The organism is Sphingomonas sp. 7/4-4 (assembly GCF_027941955.1).
Taxonomy (GTDB): domain Bacteria; phylum Pseudomonadota; class Alphaproteobacteria; order Sphingomonadales; family Sphingomonadaceae; genus Sphingomonas.
Genome location: NZ_CP115960.1, coordinates 192,724 through 208,328, shown reverse-complemented (window position 1 = coordinate 208,328; position 15,605 = coordinate 192,724). Strand labels below are relative to the sequence as shown.

The 15,605-nt window shown below is 67.0% G+C and carries 11 protein-coding genes; 4 read left to right on the top strand and 7 right to left on the bottom strand.

Features of this window, described 5'->3' with window-relative positions; all coding sequences use genetic code 11:
* Nucleotides 1–223 precede the first annotated feature (223 nt).
* The 6 genes from PIB19_RS01105 to PIB19_RS01080 form a co-directional block, all read right to left on the bottom strand.
* On the bottom strand, nucleotides 224–673 hold the full coding sequence (locus tag PIB19_RS01105) for a M10 family metallopeptidase C-terminal domain-containing protein (RefSeq protein ID WP_271239335.1): 450 nt from the start codon (nucleotides 671–673) through the stop codon (nucleotides 224–226).
* Nucleotides 637–5,940: a M10 family metallopeptidase C-terminal domain-containing protein gene (locus tag PIB19_RS01100; RefSeq protein ID WP_271239334.1), complete on the bottom strand. Its 5,304-nt coding sequence runs from the start codon at nucleotides 5,938–5,940 to the stop codon at nucleotides 637–639. The genes PIB19_RS01105 and PIB19_RS01100 overlap by 37 nt, the downstream gene beginning before the upstream one ends.
* Before the next feature lie 19 nt (nucleotides 5,941–5,959).
* Nucleotides 5,960–6,451 carry a hypothetical protein gene (locus PIB19_RS01095; RefSeq protein WP_271239333.1) on the bottom strand — a complete coding sequence of 164 codons (492 nt, stop codon included), beginning with the start codon at nucleotides 6,449–6,451 and terminating at the stop codon, nucleotides 5,960–5,962.
* A 778-nt stretch (nucleotides 6,452–7,229) separates the two neighbouring features.
* Entirely contained in the window at nucleotides 7,230–7,496 is a 267-nt protein-coding gene (locus PIB19_RS01090) for a hypothetical protein (protein WP_271239332.1), read from the bottom strand.
* Nucleotides 7,497–7,536: 40 nt separating this feature from the next.
* The gene (locus PIB19_RS01085) at nucleotides 7,537–8,079 is read right to left on the bottom strand and encodes a hypothetical protein (protein ID WP_271239331.1); all 543 of its coding nucleotides are present in this window, start codon (nucleotides 8,077–8,079) and stop codon (nucleotides 7,537–7,539) included.
* A gap of 87 nt (nucleotides 8,080–8,166) precedes the next feature.
* Nucleotides 8,167–9,447 carry a S8 family serine peptidase gene (locus PIB19_RS01080; protein WP_271239330.1) on the bottom strand — a complete coding sequence of 427 codons (1,281 nt, stop codon included), beginning with the start codon at nucleotides 9,445–9,447 and terminating at the stop codon, nucleotides 8,167–8,169.
* A gap of 98 nt (nucleotides 9,448–9,545) precedes the next feature.
* On the opposite strand from PIB19_RS01080, the gene PIB19_RS01075 reads away from it, so the two are divergent.
* From PIB19_RS01075 to PIB19_RS01065, 3 genes are all read left to right on the top strand, one after another.
* Nucleotides 9,546–10,034 (top strand): RNA polymerase sigma factor, encoded by a 489-nt coding sequence (locus PIB19_RS01075; protein ID WP_271239329.1) that lies wholly within the window; start codon nucleotides 9,546–9,548, stop codon nucleotides 10,032–10,034.
* Nucleotides 10,031–10,654, top strand: a complete 624-nt coding sequence (locus PIB19_RS01070; RefSeq protein ID WP_271239328.1) for an anti-sigma factor family protein — start codon at nucleotides 10,031–10,033, stop codon at nucleotides 10,652–10,654. The genes PIB19_RS01075 and PIB19_RS01070 overlap by 4 nt, the downstream gene beginning before the upstream one ends.
* A gap of 157 nt (nucleotides 10,655–10,811) precedes the next feature.
* The gene (locus PIB19_RS01065; RefSeq protein ID WP_271239327.1) at nucleotides 10,812–11,741 is read left to right on the top strand and encodes a hypothetical protein; all 930 of its coding nucleotides are present in this window, start codon (nucleotides 10,812–10,814) and stop codon (nucleotides 11,739–11,741) included.
* Nucleotides 11,742–11,750: 9 nt separating this feature from the next.
* Here the strand turns inward: PIB19_RS01065 and PIB19_RS01060 are convergent, their stop codons facing one another.
* Nucleotides 11,751–12,509, bottom strand: coding sequence for a nuclear transport factor 2 family protein (locus PIB19_RS01060; RefSeq protein WP_271239326.1), 759 nt, complete (start codon nucleotides 12,507–12,509; stop codon nucleotides 11,751–11,753).
* Between the two features lie 498 nt (nucleotides 12,510–13,007).
* On the opposite strand from PIB19_RS01060, the gene PIB19_RS01055 reads away from it, so the two are divergent.
* The gene (locus PIB19_RS01055; protein WP_271239325.1) at nucleotides 13,008–15,488 is read left to right on the top strand and encodes a TonB-dependent receptor domain-containing protein; all 2,481 of its coding nucleotides are present in this window, start codon (nucleotides 13,008–13,010) and stop codon (nucleotides 15,486–15,488) included.
* Nucleotides 15,489–15,605 lie beyond the last annotated feature (117 nt).

Here is a 15,605-nt window from a genome sequence, read left to right as displayed (position 1 = left end):
AAGCGCGTCTCCGCCTGCGTCCGCAATGTGGCCAGAATCCTTGCCGGCAATCTTGATGATGGGCGGCAGTACCCCTACCAGCCTCAACCTCAGCAGCCGTCCGGGGACGTCATCCGCATCTTCCCAAAAGGAAGTTCGAATGTCATCCCCGAAGGCCTGCCACTACGGACGCTGACGGCCTACCCGGCCCCAAGCACTCGAATCGCGAGAAAGTCGAGGGCGGCTACAGCATGAAGTCGCTGGCAGCGAGCCCAAGCCCCGCGGTGGTCACGAGAATGCCGAAATCGGCGACGCCATCGCCATCGATATCACCCTCCACCAACCAGGCCCCGCCGGCTGCTGTCGCCCGCAATTGCCCGGCAACTCCGCCGAACGCCGCGGTGCCGATGAAATCGAACACGCCATCGTCCGCGATAGCGCCATTGGCATCGATCCGACTTAGATCGATCAGATCGCCCGGGGCGAAGTCGGAGATGCTATCCCCCGCGGCGGACTCGACATCGGCAAACACGAACTGGTCGCTTCCCGCGCCGCCGGTCAACACATTCGCCGAACGATCGCCGGCAAGCACGTCGGCGAATCCCGACCCGATCACATTCTCGATCGACACCAGAATATCGACACCCGCGCCCCGGGTCAGCTGTTCCTCAAGGAGAGATAGGTCGATTTCCACCCCGCCGCGGCGGCCGCATAGCTGACGGTATCGCTTCCCGCCCCGCCAAAGATCGTGTCGTCGCCGTCGCCGCCGTCGAGCAGGTCATTGCCGTCGCCGCCCCACACGCTGTCGTGGCCGGTTCCGCCGAACAACATGTCGTCCCCGTCGCCGCCATACAGCGTGTCATTGCCACCTCCGCCGTCGAGCGTGTTGGCGCCGGCATTGCCGGTGATCGTGTTGGCGAATTCGTTGCCGGTGAGCCCGATCGCCGTGGTGGCGAGCAGGTCAGCTGCCTGCAACTGCTCGATCTCGCTCCCCGCCGCCAAGGTGTAGCTGACGGACGCGTAGACAATGTCGGTGCCTTCGCCCTCCGCTTCCAGCACTTGCGTCGCCGCGTTCGCCACCCAAATGCTGTCATCGCCGGTGCCGCCGTAGATCGTGTCGATCCCGGACAAGCTGTCGATCCGGTCGTCGCCCGCGCCGCCGTACAGGGTATCATTGCCGCCGTCGCCGTCGAGCCAGTCGTTGCCGTCGCCGCCACTGAGGACGTCGTTGCCGGTGGCACCGATGATGGTCTCGTCGGACGCGAAGCCCGTCAGGACCAGATCGCCGATGAAGCCGTCGAAGTTGAAGGCGGTGAACCCACCCGTGTAGCCGCCCGCGATCGTAAAGATGGTCACAAAGCTGTTGGTCGCGCCGGCACCGTCGCGGTCGACCTGCAGCAGCAGGTCGGTCCCCGACTGAACCAGCCGCAGATGGCCGCTGGCGAAGGCGTTGGAGTTGGCCGTGTAGCCGAGCAGGGAGCCGTTCAGGAACGTCGTCATCTCGAACCGGTCGCCCGCGTTGCCGACCTTGAAGTCGGTGACGAGGTTGCCGTGGTCCGTCGTGCTGGCGACTGCGCCGGTGCCGGCAAGCTGGATCGTGTCCTGGCCCGTGCCCAGCGTGAGGGTGTGCTTCGACTCCGTCGCCGCACCGAGAAGGCTGACGCTGAGGATGTCGTCGCCCGACCCGGCGTCGACAACCGCCGACTTCACCGCCGTCAGGATGATCCGGTCGCTGCCGGCGCCGCCATCCACCACGACGGTGTCGAGGTAGCGATTGCCGGTCGTGCCCAGCGCCGCGTAGGTGTTGCCGATCAGGCCGGAGGCGTTGGTTGCGAGGGCCGTGGACAGCGTTCCGGAGCGCACTTCCAGCAAGTCGTCCCCGTCGCCGCCGTCGATGTTCACGTTGGTGGCAACGGTCCCCGCAGCTCGAGTGACCAGGATGCTGTCGTTGCCGCCATAGCCGAACAGCGAGTCGGTCTGGCCCGCGGCTCCGGCTACGGCGTTGTCGACGAGGAGGTTGAAGGCATCGTTGCCCCGCAGGGTGTCGCCGAAGTTCGATCCGGTGAGGTATTCGATGCCGCTCAGGGTGTCGATACCCTCGCCGCCGGTGTCCTGGGCCACGGCGATCCTGAGATCGACGTTCACGCCCGCCGTCGCGTTGACATAGGTGGCGGTATCGAGCCCCTCGCCACCGATCAGCGTGTCGTTGCCGAGCCCGCCGGACAGGGTGTCGTTGCCGAACCAGCCGTCGAGGACGTCGTCGCCGGCGTTGCCGACCAGAGTGTCGAGCGTGCCGCCGCCCTTGACGATGTCCACGCCCGAGCCGCCGCGGAAGATCACCCGCTCGATGCTGGTGAAGGAACCCGCCGCGACGCCGCCCATGGTGATGGCGCTGTTGCCGGCCACGTTCGCCAGGTCGAATGCGATTCCGCCGGTCTGGTCGGTGTAATAGGCATAGGCGATGTCGGAGCCTTCGCCGCCGTCGAATGTGTCCTGGCCGCCGTCGTTGGTGTAGACGGTGCTCAGGCCCGCCGCCGTGCCATTGCCGATCCCGCCCACCAGCGTGTCGTCGCCGTCGCCGCCGCGCAGGATGTCGTTGCCCATGCCGCCGACGAGCTGGTCGTTGCCTGCGCCGCCCTCGATCACGTCGGCGCCGTCAGCCGTGGTCAACCCGGTGTTGAAGGTGTTGACATAGTCGCCGAAGATCACGTCGTTGCCGCCACCGCCGATCAGGGTATCGCCCAGGCCGCCGCCGATCAGGAAATCGGCGACCGCGCCGCCGACGAGGCGGTTTGCCGTGGTGCTTCCACCAGTGAGGGTGTTGGTATTGGCGGCGGCGCCGACCAAGTTCTCCACGTTGGTAATCGTGTCGGAGCCGGTGGACGTACCCGTATTTTGAGCCGTGACGGTGTTCAGATTCACCGTCACCGACGAGGTCGCGGCGGAATAGTCCACCGTGTCCGAGCCGCCCGCGCCGTTATAGACGTCGGCGCCCCCGGCCTCGAAGAAGACGTTGTCGCCGGCATCGCCGGTGATGTTGTCCGCGCCGCCGGTCGTGCGGACATTCTCGAACCCGATGATCGTCTTGTTGCCGGCACCCGTATTCTGAGCGGTCAGCGTGGCCAGGTTGACGGTGATGCCGGTGGCGCCGTTGCTCGCGAAGGAGACCGTGTCCACCCCGTCGCCACCGCTCAGGACGTCATCGCCGAGCCCGCCGTCGATCACGTTGCCGTTCGCATCGCCGATGAGGAAGTCGGCGCCGGAGCCGCCGCGCAGGTTCTCGATGCTGCGCAGGGTGGCGACGGTCGTGCCTCCAACCATGGCGAAGCCGTCGCTCGCGCCGCTCAGCACCGCCATTACCGCCGAGGCGGAGCCGGAGAACGAAGCGGTATCACTGCCCGCGCCGCCGTCGAGCAGGTCCACGGCGCCGGCCGTGTTCGCGCCCGGATTCAGCGTGTCGTCGCCCGCGCCACCCGAGAGGGTGTTGGCGTTGGCGTCGCCGGTCAGGTTGTCGTTGAATGCCGAGCCCTCGAGCTTCTCGAAGCCGCTGAGCGTGTCCGAGCCCGCGCCGGTGTTCTGTGCCGACCCTTGCGCGGTGAGGCTGACCGTCACCCCGGCCGAAGCGCCCGCATAGGAGGCGGTGTCGACGCCGCCCCCGCCGGCGAGGACGTCGTCGCCCAGGCCGCCTTCGATGACGTTCTCGTTGCCGTCGCCGGTGAGGGTGTCGTTGAGCGACGAACCGATCAAATTCTCGATGCCGGTCAGAGTATCCGAACCGGCCGCGACGGTGTTCTGGGCCGCGCCCTGAACATTCAGGTCAACCGTGACGCCCGTCGTGGAGCCGGCGCTGAACGCATTCACGAACGAGGCGGTGTCGTTGCCGTTGCCGCCGGTCAGGATGTCGTCAGCGATCGTACCCTGGAGGAAGTCGTTGCCCTCGCCGCCGTCAAGCACTGCGCTGCTGGTGTTGTTCGCGGCGACCGTGGTTGTCACGACAGCCGCGTTCTGGAGCGAGATGTTCAGCTGATAGGTCTGCCCCGCCAGCAGTGGCTGCGCCACACTGCCCGTGGCAGCGGTGTACCTGCCGACGCGGATGTAATAGGTCCCCGCAGCGGCGAACGTGTAGCTGATATAAGCATCGTCGTTGACGGTCGTGCCGGGGTCACCCGGACCGGTGTCGTTGGTGGCCAGCACGGTGCCCGAGCTGTTGACGAGCTCGATGATGCTGTCGTCGAGCGTGCCGGTGCCGTCGATGTCGAAAACGGCCTGCGACCCGGCCACCGTGACGTCCACCCGGTAATATTCGACCGAGCCGCCAGCGGCCGTTGCGTTGATGGTCGCGTGCGGAAGCGTGGTCGCGTTGGTGATGTTCGGATTGGCGTCCACGTCGAAGGCGCCGGCCGTGTCCACGGCCGCGGCGATAGAGCCGTTGCTGGTGGACTGGGCCTTGGTGATGTCCGCCTGCGAAGGCGCCGAGTAGGTCGTGGTGGTGGTGAAGCCGCCGCCGATCAGACGGTCGTCGCCGCCGAGGCCCAGGAGCACGTCGGCGCCGCCGGAGCCGCCGGCGAGGGTGTTCGCCTGGCCGTTGCCGACGATCGCGTCATTGCCGCCGGTGCCGCCGATATTCTCGATGCTGCGCAGCGTATCGGTTTCGCCATCATGCGTGACGATGACGTCGGCGTTCGTGTCGTTCAGGGTGACGGTGATACCCGTGGGGTTGGTGAAGATCACCGTGTCGCTGCCGGCGCCGCCGTCGAGAAGATTGTTGGCGATGTTGCCGACGAAGATGTCGTTGCCGACCCCGCCCTTCGCGTTCTCGATCAGCGAGCGGGCGTCGTTGTTGTACAGCAGCGACATGGCGACGTTGCCGGGCGCCAGCGCGGTCAGGTTCTGGTAGGCCAGATGATTGGCGATCTGGTCCTGGTCGAGGGTGGAGAACGCGCCCGGACGCAGGTCGACCGTGACCCCGTCGGCGTAGTTGCTGAGGTCCAGCGTGTCGTTACCGCCGCCGTCCCAGAGGGTCATCAGGATCCGGTTGCCGGCCGGGGCGCCCTGGCCGACGCCGTTGACGAACATCTCGCCGGTCGTCGCATTCCAGCTGTAGACGGTGTCGGTGGCGTTGGTCGTGTAGTTGGCGCCGTACAGATACTGCAGCGCAGCCAGGTCGTATTGCATGTAGGTCTGGGGCTGGTTGACCTTCTCGCCGGCGAAGTTGCTGTTGGTGAACGGCGCCGGCGTATAGGTCATCAGCGACCAGGCCTGGCCGTCACGGTCCGGAGTCAGGGACTGGGTGCCGAAGCGCGGGGAGGACCCGAAATAAGAGGACAGATCGGTGTTGGTATAGTCCTGGTGCCCGTGCTTCAGCCCCATGGTGTGGCCGATCTCGTGCATCATGGTGGCGAAGCCCCATGTGCCTTGCGTGGCCATGTCGTAATAGGGCTGGTTGTTGCGGCCGAACCAGATATCGCCCGCGACGCCGCGCGTGTCGGACGGGAACCCGCCATAGGCGGACGGAACGTCGGCGTCGCCGGTCTGCGAGATGCGGATATTGGCGTGGACCGTGTCCGTGTCGTTGATTTCGGTGAACGTCAGGCCGGTTGCCGCGGAGAGCTGCGCGAAGGCCGCGCGCGCCGCCGCCTGCTGCATCGAGCCCAGCTCGAGCTGGTAGAGGTTGACGCCGTTGCTGTCGTAGCCCGAGCCATTGTAGTTCGAGCCCGACTCCGGGAAGCTGTAGGTCAGGTTCTGGGTGCCCCACTTGGCACCGATCAGGATCGCATCGACGTTCCGGTTACCGGTGATGGACCGGCTCCCATCCGGGTTGGTGACCAGCGGCAGCAACACGCCGAGGTTATTGCCCTCGGGATTGGCGCCAGTGCCGCCGCCGCCGGAAGTCGCGTTGTCGTCGTCCTTCGTGGCGGCATCACGGAAGTCTTGGCAAGCTGCACAGCCGCATCCCTCCACGACTGTCTGGTGAACGATTTCACTCAGCGGGTCCCAAGAGAGGAGACTGGTCTCCGGAGGGCGTGTCGTCGCTGATCTCTTCGACCCTCTCGTGAACGATTTCGCTCAGCGGCTCCTCCGAGACAGAGGGCTGGCCTCCGGGGGACGTGTCGTCGACGATCTCCTCGATCCTGTAGGGAACGATTTCGCCCAGCGGGTCCTGCGAGACAAAAGGCTGGTCTCCGGCGGGCGTGTTGTCGCCCACCTCTTCGACCCAGTGATGAACGATTTCGCCCAGCGGACCCTGTGAGTCAAAAGGCTGGCCTCCGGCAGGCGTGTCGTCGACGACCTCCTCGGCCCTGTAGTGAACGATTCCGCTCAGCAGGTCCTCCGAAATAGAAGGCTGATCCCCGGCGGGCGTATAATTACCGACCTCTTCGCCTTCGTAGCGAATGATTTCACTCAGCGGCTCCGAAGAGAGATGAGGCTCGACACCCGCAGGCATGTAGTCGCCGATTTCGGAAAAGCGCATTCGTGGTCCCCCTGTGTGGCCCGATCGCAAAGTCCTTGCCGCAAAGCCCAATCATGCGGCGAGCTCGCGGAACGGAGCCGAGTAACCACATGCTTTACGTAAAATTGATGCTGTCAAGCATTGCCGATCCGCGCCGAAGCGATCCATGCCGATTCGGGTCGACATGAGTAATTAGAGCGACGGATCGAGGAATTTGTCGGAGTAGAAATTGAATCACAGGTAGTTTGGAAAATAATGTTAAGTGTGACTTGAAGACGCGGTTGGCGTATCGGAAAGGTGTATTCAAGTTCAGGGAGGAACGCGATGATCCGCATCTTGCCGTCATTCGCGGCGGCGCTCGTCGCCTGCACGCCATCTCCTCAGGAAAGCGCCATGCACGACCCGATCCACGATCCGAGGACCACAAAAGAACCTGCCCCGGTTCTGCCGGCCGATCTCGCTCCAGGAGGCCCAGGGACGTCGCATCTTGTCGACGGCCTTCGTAAGGGTGGGCCCCGACGGGCTTCTGACGGTGGAGCTGCATAGTGGGCGCGCGCTGGTCCTTCGCGATGTGGCCATGCACCGCAAGGACTATTGCGGCGTGCAAGTGCTCCGCGGCCATGCCGGCGCCCAATATTGCGGTAAATACTCCGAGGTAGCCGCGGCCCGGCCCGGTGGCCCGCCGGCACCTGCGGAGCCGGATCTCGCGGCCCCCAACCAAGTGCCTCGTTAATCGAGGCCGCCAGGGCCCGGGCGCTGACTCCGCATCAGCGCCCAAACCCATAAGGCGGCGTTCCGATCAATCGGCCGATTGGTCTTCCGCCAACTCCTTGATCTCGCCCTTCGACGCAGCGGAGACCAGCACGTCGCCGGAGCCGCTGAAATTGGCGGCGGGGACGGTCGCCAGCCGCTTGCCGACTTCCATCCGTACCGCCTGAACCCGGCCGCGGGCGTCGGTGACGAGAGTACGGACGGTGCCGATCGTCCGCCCTCTCAGGTCGGTGACCTCCATACCCGGCGCAACCGCGAAGCTGCCGAGCGCGTCGGCTGCGGAAGAGCCGCTCAACGCGAGTGGGCCATTGCTCGCCGAGCCGCCCGCAGCCCCGCTACCAGCGACCGAACCCGTCCCGTTGGCGACCCCGCCGACAGCGTTCTGCGCAAGATCCCGTGCGCCGGTGGCCGATCTCGCGGGTGCTGCCGACCGCGCCACGCGCGGTGTTCGCGGCGCTTCCGGCGACGTTCCGCACGTCATCGGTGCCGATCAGGTCCGCATTCGCACTGCCCCCGGCCGAGCCCGAGGCCGTGCCGCTGCCGGTAGTGCCCAGCGCGCCGGCGGCGCTATCGAGCGTGCTGCTCCCGCCCCCATCGGCGCCACCGGTGGCGGCGACGCGGCCGCTGTGCCGGTCGACGTTCGAATTGGCGCGGGCATTGCCATCGGCGCGCGTGGTCGAGCGGGTGGTGGTCGTGACCGGCTCGCGCACGCGGTCGATCGTGCCCGTAGGGGCGCGGTCGAGGGTACCGCCAAGGCCGCCGAGCGAACCTCCGCCGCCGATCGTACCACCGAGACCGCCGCCGCCGAGAAGCTGGGCGGATGCCGGTGCCGCAGAGAAAACGAGGGCCGCGGCCGTCGCCAGAAAGAGCGTTTTCATCGGGCTTTCCTTTCGCGTCATGGCGCGCACATCTCGCGCGCTCGCCTCGAAAACGGATGCCCGCGCCGGCTTAATCCCGCCGGTCGCTCATTTATTCGGCGTGCGGCAATCACCGCAAACCAGGCCGCGGCCATAGGCGGGGTCGGCCCCGCGCTTGCCGAGATCCTGTGCCTCGCGGTCGAGCGTGCGCAGTGCGCCGGCGAGCGCCGCGCTGTCGGGTGCCGCGTAGAGGCGCGCGAGCCGGGCCGCAGCGAAAGGCACGGCGAACGAGGTGCCCCGCACCGCCACGGGCCGTCCGGCGAGTCCCGCGGCAAGCATGTCGGCGCCGGGTGCCGCATAATCGAGGTGGCGCGCCCGCCCCGCTTCGATCAGCGCGCGGCTTCGCCCGTCGACGCCGGTCACTGCGAGCGCCTCGGGATAGGAAGCGGGATAAGCGGGCGGCGCGGCTGGACCGTCATTGCCGACCGCTGCCACGATCACCGTACCGCGCGCCCGTGCCGCCGCGACTACGCGCGCGAGCAATGGATTGGCGGGTCCGACGAGGCTCACTGCGACGACCGGCACGCGTTGCCGCACCATCCAGCCGATCGCCCGTGCGATGGCCGTTGCGCTCCCGCCAGCGGGGTCGCGGCCGTATACGTCGGCGATCATCAGCCGCGCTTGCGGCGCCGCACCACGGATCGCCGGGGTTCCCTGAATCAGCGAGGCGATGGCGGTCGCGTGCGCATTCGGGCTCGGCCCGCCCGCCGCGAATGCCTGTTGCACCAGCGGACCCACGATCACCCGCGAGTCGACACCGCCGTCGATGATGCCGACCGACAGCGGGCTGGACGCCGCCGAAAGAGGTGCTGCGCTCCCGGCTGCGCCCGACCCCATGCTGCCACTGGCGAAATGCAGCGGATCGACCGAGACGCTGCGGCCATCGGCGATCGCCCGCATGCGCTTCAGTGCGGCCCGCAACGACCTGCCCGTCGGCACCCGGAAGCGCGCATAGCCGATCTCCAGGTCTTCTATCGTCTCCCGTTCGAGCAAGGCGAAGCCCGCTGCGTCCGCCCGGGCAAGCAGCGCCTCATCCGGATCCTCGACCACGATCTCGTGCGCGCGGACTGGATTGCCGTCGCGGTCCAGCTCGATCGCGTCCGGATGCAGCCGCGCGATCTCCTCGAGCCGCTGGAGCCGCTCGCGCACGAGCCCTCGCGCGGCGCGGTCGATCTGCTGCACCAGCGGATTCTGCGGGAGCGAGGCGCCAAGGTCGCGCACCACGCCACCGACGGGGCCTGGCAGCGAAGGCACCGGCAGGAGTTGCGCATTTGCCCGCGACGGCGCGATCAGCAGCGCTGCGACGAGCAACCATGGACGTCGGTTCATCCTTTCGGGTCTAACGCGGGCAAGGATTTGTGTCATGCAGGGATGAAACGGGGGAGCCCGCTCGTTTCATCCGGCAATAGCGAGGAAATCCGCAGGACGTGGCATTCGAGGACGAGATGGTGGCGCTCCTGCCGCGGCTGCGGCGGTTCGCGCATGCGCTCGCCCGGTCGCCGGCCGATGCGGATGATTTGTGCCAGGCTGCGGTCGAGCGGGCGATCAACGCGCGCGCCTCGTGGCAGCCCGGAACGCGACTGGACAGCTGGATGTATCGAATCATGCGCAATCTATGGATCGACACCGCCCGCGCGACGAACCGGCGCGGCAAGACCTTCGTCGCGGCCGAGCAAGGCGAAACCGTGGGCGATGGCGGAGACCGCGCGATCGAGGCCAGCGTCGAGCTCGGCCAGGTAATGCGCGCGATGGCCACCCTGCCGAACGAGCAGCGGGAAGTGATCGCGCTCGTCCTGGTCGAGGGCTTCGCTTACAAGGAAGCCGCCGAGATGCTCGAGATCCCGATGGGTACCCTGACCTCGCGTCTCGTACGCGGGCGCACGGCGCTGATGGCGCGGTTGGGAGAGGCGGCATGAGCATCGATCCCGAAATGCTGATGGCCTATGTCGATGGCGAGCTCGATCCGATCGCGGCGAAGCGAGTCGAGCGCGCCGCCGAAGCGGACGCGACGCTTGCGGAAGAGATCGCGCGGCACCGCGGGATGCGCGCGCGGCTGCGCTCGGCCTTCGATCCGCTTGCGACCACGCCGCCGCCGGAATCGCTCGTCGAAATGCTCCGCGCGTCGGGCAAAGTCAGCAATATCGCCGGGGTTCGCGCGAAGCGTGGCCGGCCCTTGCTGCGCTGGTTGCCGGCGGGCGGCGCAGTCGCCGCGGCGCTCGCGCTGGGGCTGGTGATCGGACGGGGGCTCCCCCAGGCCGAGCCCTTCGCGATGCACGACGGAGCGCTCGTCGCACGCGGCGAGACTGCGAAGGCGCTCGACACCCAACTCGCCTCCGCGCAGCCGGCGGGCGCCTCGCTCCGGATCATCGTGACGTTTCGCCGGTCCGACGGCGAATATTGCCGCGCCTTCGAAACCGGCGCCCAGGCCGCGATCGCCTGCCGGAGCGAGGCCGGCTGGCAAGTCCAGTCGCTCCGTACCGCGGGGAGAGCGCCGCTACCGAATACCGTCAGGCCGGTTCGGCGAGTGCCGCGCTGATGGCGGAAGCGCAGGACATGATGGCCGGGGAACCGCTCGATGCTGGCGGTGAGCGTGCCGCGATTGACGCGCGCTGGTCCCGGCCGCGGTGAAGCTTCGGGATTAAACCTGCGGCGGCCCTCGTTCTCGTACGCACGTATCGAGAATGGAGAATCCCATGCACGCGTATCCGGTTGCCCTGGGCCTGTTGCTCCTCGCCTCGCCGGTGGCGGCGCAGCAACGCGCCGAGCCGGTCTCACGTCCTGGCAACGCGCGCGCGGAACTGAGCGTCGGGGCCGAATATCGGACGGGAGATTATGGCACCGGAGAGCGGATAGAGGGCCGCTCGGCAGTCGCTGGCGCGCGCGTGGTCAAGGGCCGCGTGATCCTGTCGGCTTCCCTGCCCTACACCAAGGTCGATGCGCCTGGGAACGTAGTGACGGGCGGCGGCGGATTGTTCGGCCTTCCGATCATCGTCGATCCCACCCAACCCGCGACGCGGATGCGTCGGCAGGGCGTGGGCGATCTGAGGCTGGGCGCTGCATGGGTAGCACCTCTCAAGGCCGTCGACCTCGCCGCTTATGGGCAAGTGAAGCTACCGACGGCCAAGGCCGGGCTCGGGACCGGGAAAACCGATTATGCCGTGGGTGCCGAAGCCTCGAAGGCGCTAGGTCCAGTCACTCCGTTCGCGAACGTCACCTACACGATGCCGGGGAGTCCGGACGGCTACCACCTGCGCAACACCCTGGCGGGCCAGGCTGGGCTCAATGCGGCACTGGGAGCGGGCATTTCGGGACAAGTCGCCTATGGCTATGCGCAGAGCCCCGGCGCGACGCTGTCCGACGAACAACTGGTCTCAATGCGGCTCACCACGAACGTCTCGTCGAGGCTCTCGCTATCGGCGCTCGGTGGCGCTGGGCTCTCGAAAGGCGCCCCCGATGCCAGCGCGGGGTGCAACTCGGTCTTCGCCTGTTTTAGACGTGCGCGCGCTGCCGACACGAAGCAGGCGGCGCACGATTCCTATTATGGCGGGGAAGCGGATTTCGACACGGTGTGGGACCAGGTTCGCGAGGCGGCGGATGCGCTGGTGGCGATGTTGAAGCGGTGAGGAAGCCGGTCAAAGGCGGGCAGCGGCCTTCCTGCCCCTTGCGACCACCTTGCCCTTCTCTTCCACGGTGATCGTCGATCGATCGGACGAGAACTGGAACTGGAGATCGCGTTCGCGCGCGAAGAACCGGTCGGGCGTGAGGGTGCCGAGCGTCACGCGCAGGCTGCCCGAGGAAAGGACGAGCGCGTCGCCCTCCACGCTCACGCTTATCGGGCCGACATCGCTCTGCCACACGCCCGCATAAGCCGGCAGCGCCGCCGGGGAGAGAAGCAGCCCCGGTGCCGGCGGGGCATAAGGGGCCGGCTGGTGGTCGTAGCTGACCACGCGAGTCATCTCCCAGCGGCCCTGCCGGTGCTGCCACACCGCCGTGAAGCGCGCCTCGGTCGCTGCGACTTCGGGCGCGTTCCCCTGCTTCGCGTAAAAGACGTGCTTCCCGGCCATGATCGCGCCGAAGCCGGGGATGGGGGAGACCTGGATGCTGTCGGCAACCACTGCCCGCCGCAAATGGAGACCGGGCGTCCCGCAGGAGCCGCGCACGAGGCTCTCGACAATCGCTCCGCGCGAACGCGTCACGCCGGTCTGATCGTGGTAGAATTCGGCGTCATCAGAGAAGAACCGCCCCATCGCCGCGCGGTCGCAGCGGTTGAAGGCATCCCAGAACGCCGCATCGACCGATCGGACATCGTCCTGCGCATGGGCCGCCGCATCCGGCCTGGCCGGGTCCGCCGGCGCCGACTGGATCAGCGCCAGCCCTGTCAAAGCGTGCATCCACCACATGACAGGTGTATTATTACACTAATACACTGATGTAAACACCTTCATTGCACGCGCTCCGGGTGGAGCATGGTTAACACGGACTTCCGCGCGCCTCCGATAAATTGCGGACGCGGACGCCGCCGCGCGAGGGAAGCTCGAGCGGCGCCACACTGATTTTCCGGTAAATATGGCGGCGTCCGCACCGGCTCCCTCCGGGCTCATCCTATAACGGATCAGCATAATCCTTTCGGGAGCTTGGAATGAAACGGGGTGTTTTCTTGCCCGCAGCTGCGCCGCTCGCGCCGGCGGTGGCGGCCGTTGCCGCGGCGATCGCCGGCCGCGCCGCCGCACCGCTCCGGTTCGATTTCTGATCATCAGATTACCCGGGTGCGCCTGTGCGGCCGGGCTTTTGCTCCAGTCCTGTCGAGGCTTCGCGGCCCGGCCAGGGAGCAGGTTCAAACGACGCGCCGATCGAAACGATCGCGCGCAATGCAAAGGCTGAATGAAGCAATGAAGAAGTATCTGCTGTTGACCGTCGCGCCGTTCGCGCTGGTTTCGCCGGCCCTGGCCGAAGACAAGCCCGCTGCCCCGGCGCAGCAAGAGGCCGAAGCGCCCGCGAAGAAGGGCAATGAGGAAGTGTTCTCGACCGGCGTCGCCAAGGGCCGCGACCGTCTCGACAGCGCCACGTCGACCAGCGCGCTGCGCGCCGCCGAGATCGACAAGATCGGCGCGCGCTCGATCTCCGAGATCCTGCGCGACATCCCCGGCATCCGCTCCGAGGCCGCTTCGGGTGAGGGCAATGCCAACATCACCATCCGCGGCCTGCCGATCGCATCGACCGGCGCCAAGTTCCTGCAGCTGCAGGAAGACGGCCTGCCGATCCTCGAATTCGGCGACATCGCCTTCTCGACTGCCGACGCCTTTCTACGCGCCGACCTGAGCCTCGCCGCCGTCGAGGCGATCCGCGGCGGTTCGGCCTCGACCTTCGCGTCGAACTCGCCGGGCGGCATCGTCAACTTCATCTCGAAGACCGGCGATGCCGACGGCGGCGCCGTGCAGCTCTCGACCGGCCTCGATTACGGCATGCGCCGCATCGACTTCGACTATGGCGCGCACATCAGCCCGACTTTGCGCTTCCATGTCGGCGGTTTCTACCGCGATGGCCAAGGCCCGCGCGCGACCGGCTTCAACTCGACCCGCGGCGGCCAGATCAAGCTGAACGTCACCAAGGAATTCGAGGGCGGCTATATCCGCTTCTACGGCAAGTATATGGACGACATCACGCCGGCCTATGACATCACCGCGCTCGGCGTGAGCGGCACCAACGACAAGCCGGTCTACAAGAACATCGCCAATTACGATGCGCGCCACGACTCGCTGTTCTCGCGCAATTATCAGAGCCAGCTGACGCTCGACGGCAACAACCAGGTCGTCAACGACGACGTGACCGCCGGCCAGCACCCGATCGTCAAGTCGGTCGGCGTCGAGGCAAAGTTCGAAGTCGCCGGCTTCGATATCACCGAGCGCTTCCGCTATGCCGACATGTCCAACCACACCATGGGCATTTATTACGCGCAGTTCATGCCCGCGGCGGTGATGACGGCGGCGTTCGGCGCACCGGGCGGCACGCTGCGCTATGCCAGCGGCCCGAACGCCGGCGCGACGATCGCCAACCCGACCACGCTCAACGGCAACGGCCTGGCCGCGCTGATGATGCTCGCGGATACCGATCTCAACAGCCTCAACAACGTCACCAACGACATCCGCGCCAGCCGCGTGTGGAATGTCGGCGGCAATGATCTGACGACCACTGTCGGCCTGTACAGCTCGCACCAGACGATCGACTCCGACTGGAACTGGGCGACGGTGCTCAGCGGCGTCACGGGCAATGGCGACGCACAGCTGCTCGACGTCGCCACCGCGACCGGCGTCAAGATCACGCAGGACGGCACGCTGCGTTATGGCGGCCCGACCGTCGGCACGTTCCGTCGCGGCTACCGGCTCGGCTACACCACCAACGCGCCCTTCGCCTCGGTCAATCTGCGCCTCGGAGGAGTCTCGATCGGCGGCAGCCTTCGCTATGATTTCGGCAAGGCGCGCGGCACGGTGATCGGCTCCGAGCTCGGCGGCGGCCGCGTCGGCGTTGCCGCGAAGGACATGAACGGCGACGGCGTGATCTCGGTCCCCGAGATGCAGGTCGCGATCTCGCCGCTCACGCGTCCGGCGCCGGTCGACTATGATTACGGCTATCTCAGCTACTCGGTCAGCGCGCTCTGGCGCATCGCCGAGCCGGTCGCGGTGTTTGCGCGCTATAGCCGCGGCGGCCGCGCCAGTGCCGACCGCATCCAGTTCAGCCCCTTCGTCAGCAAGACCGACGGCAGCCTGCTGGACAAGGATGCGGGCGTCGATGTGGTGCACCAGGCCGAGGCCGGCCTCAAGTACCGCAACGACAATCTGACGCTCAACCTGACCGGCTTCTGGGCGAAGGCCGAGGACACCAATCTCGACTCGACCACCGGCCTGCCGCTGCTGCGCGATTACAAGGCGATCGGCGGAGAGGTCGAGGGCGGCTATCGGATGGGTATCTTCAGCCTGACCGCCGGCGCGACCTATACCGACGCGGAGATCAGCAAGGACGCGATCAACCCCGCATTCGCAGGCAATGTGCCGCAGCATCAGGCCAAGCTGATCTACCAGGTCACGCCGCAGATCACGACCGACCGGTTCAGCGTCGGTGCGGTGATCGTCGGCACGACCGGCAGCTGGGCCACCGCGGCGAACACGCTCAAGGTGCCGGGCTACACGACGACCAACGCGTTCGTGCAGTTCCGCCCGGTCGATCGGGTGACGCTCGCAGTCAACGCCGCCAATTTGTTCGACGTGCTCGCGATCACTGCGATCGACGATCCGGTGATCCCGGCGGTCGGCGTGGCACGTGCCCATGTGCTCAACGGCCGGACGATCTCGGCATCGGTCCGCTTCGACTTCTGATCAGCGCATCGTCCGGGTCGCCGCATGCGCGGCGGCCCGGACCTCATTGTTGCACGCTTCCGACGACACGCGCCGCGATCACCGCGATCGATGACGTGACGCTGGTCCGCTTCGACT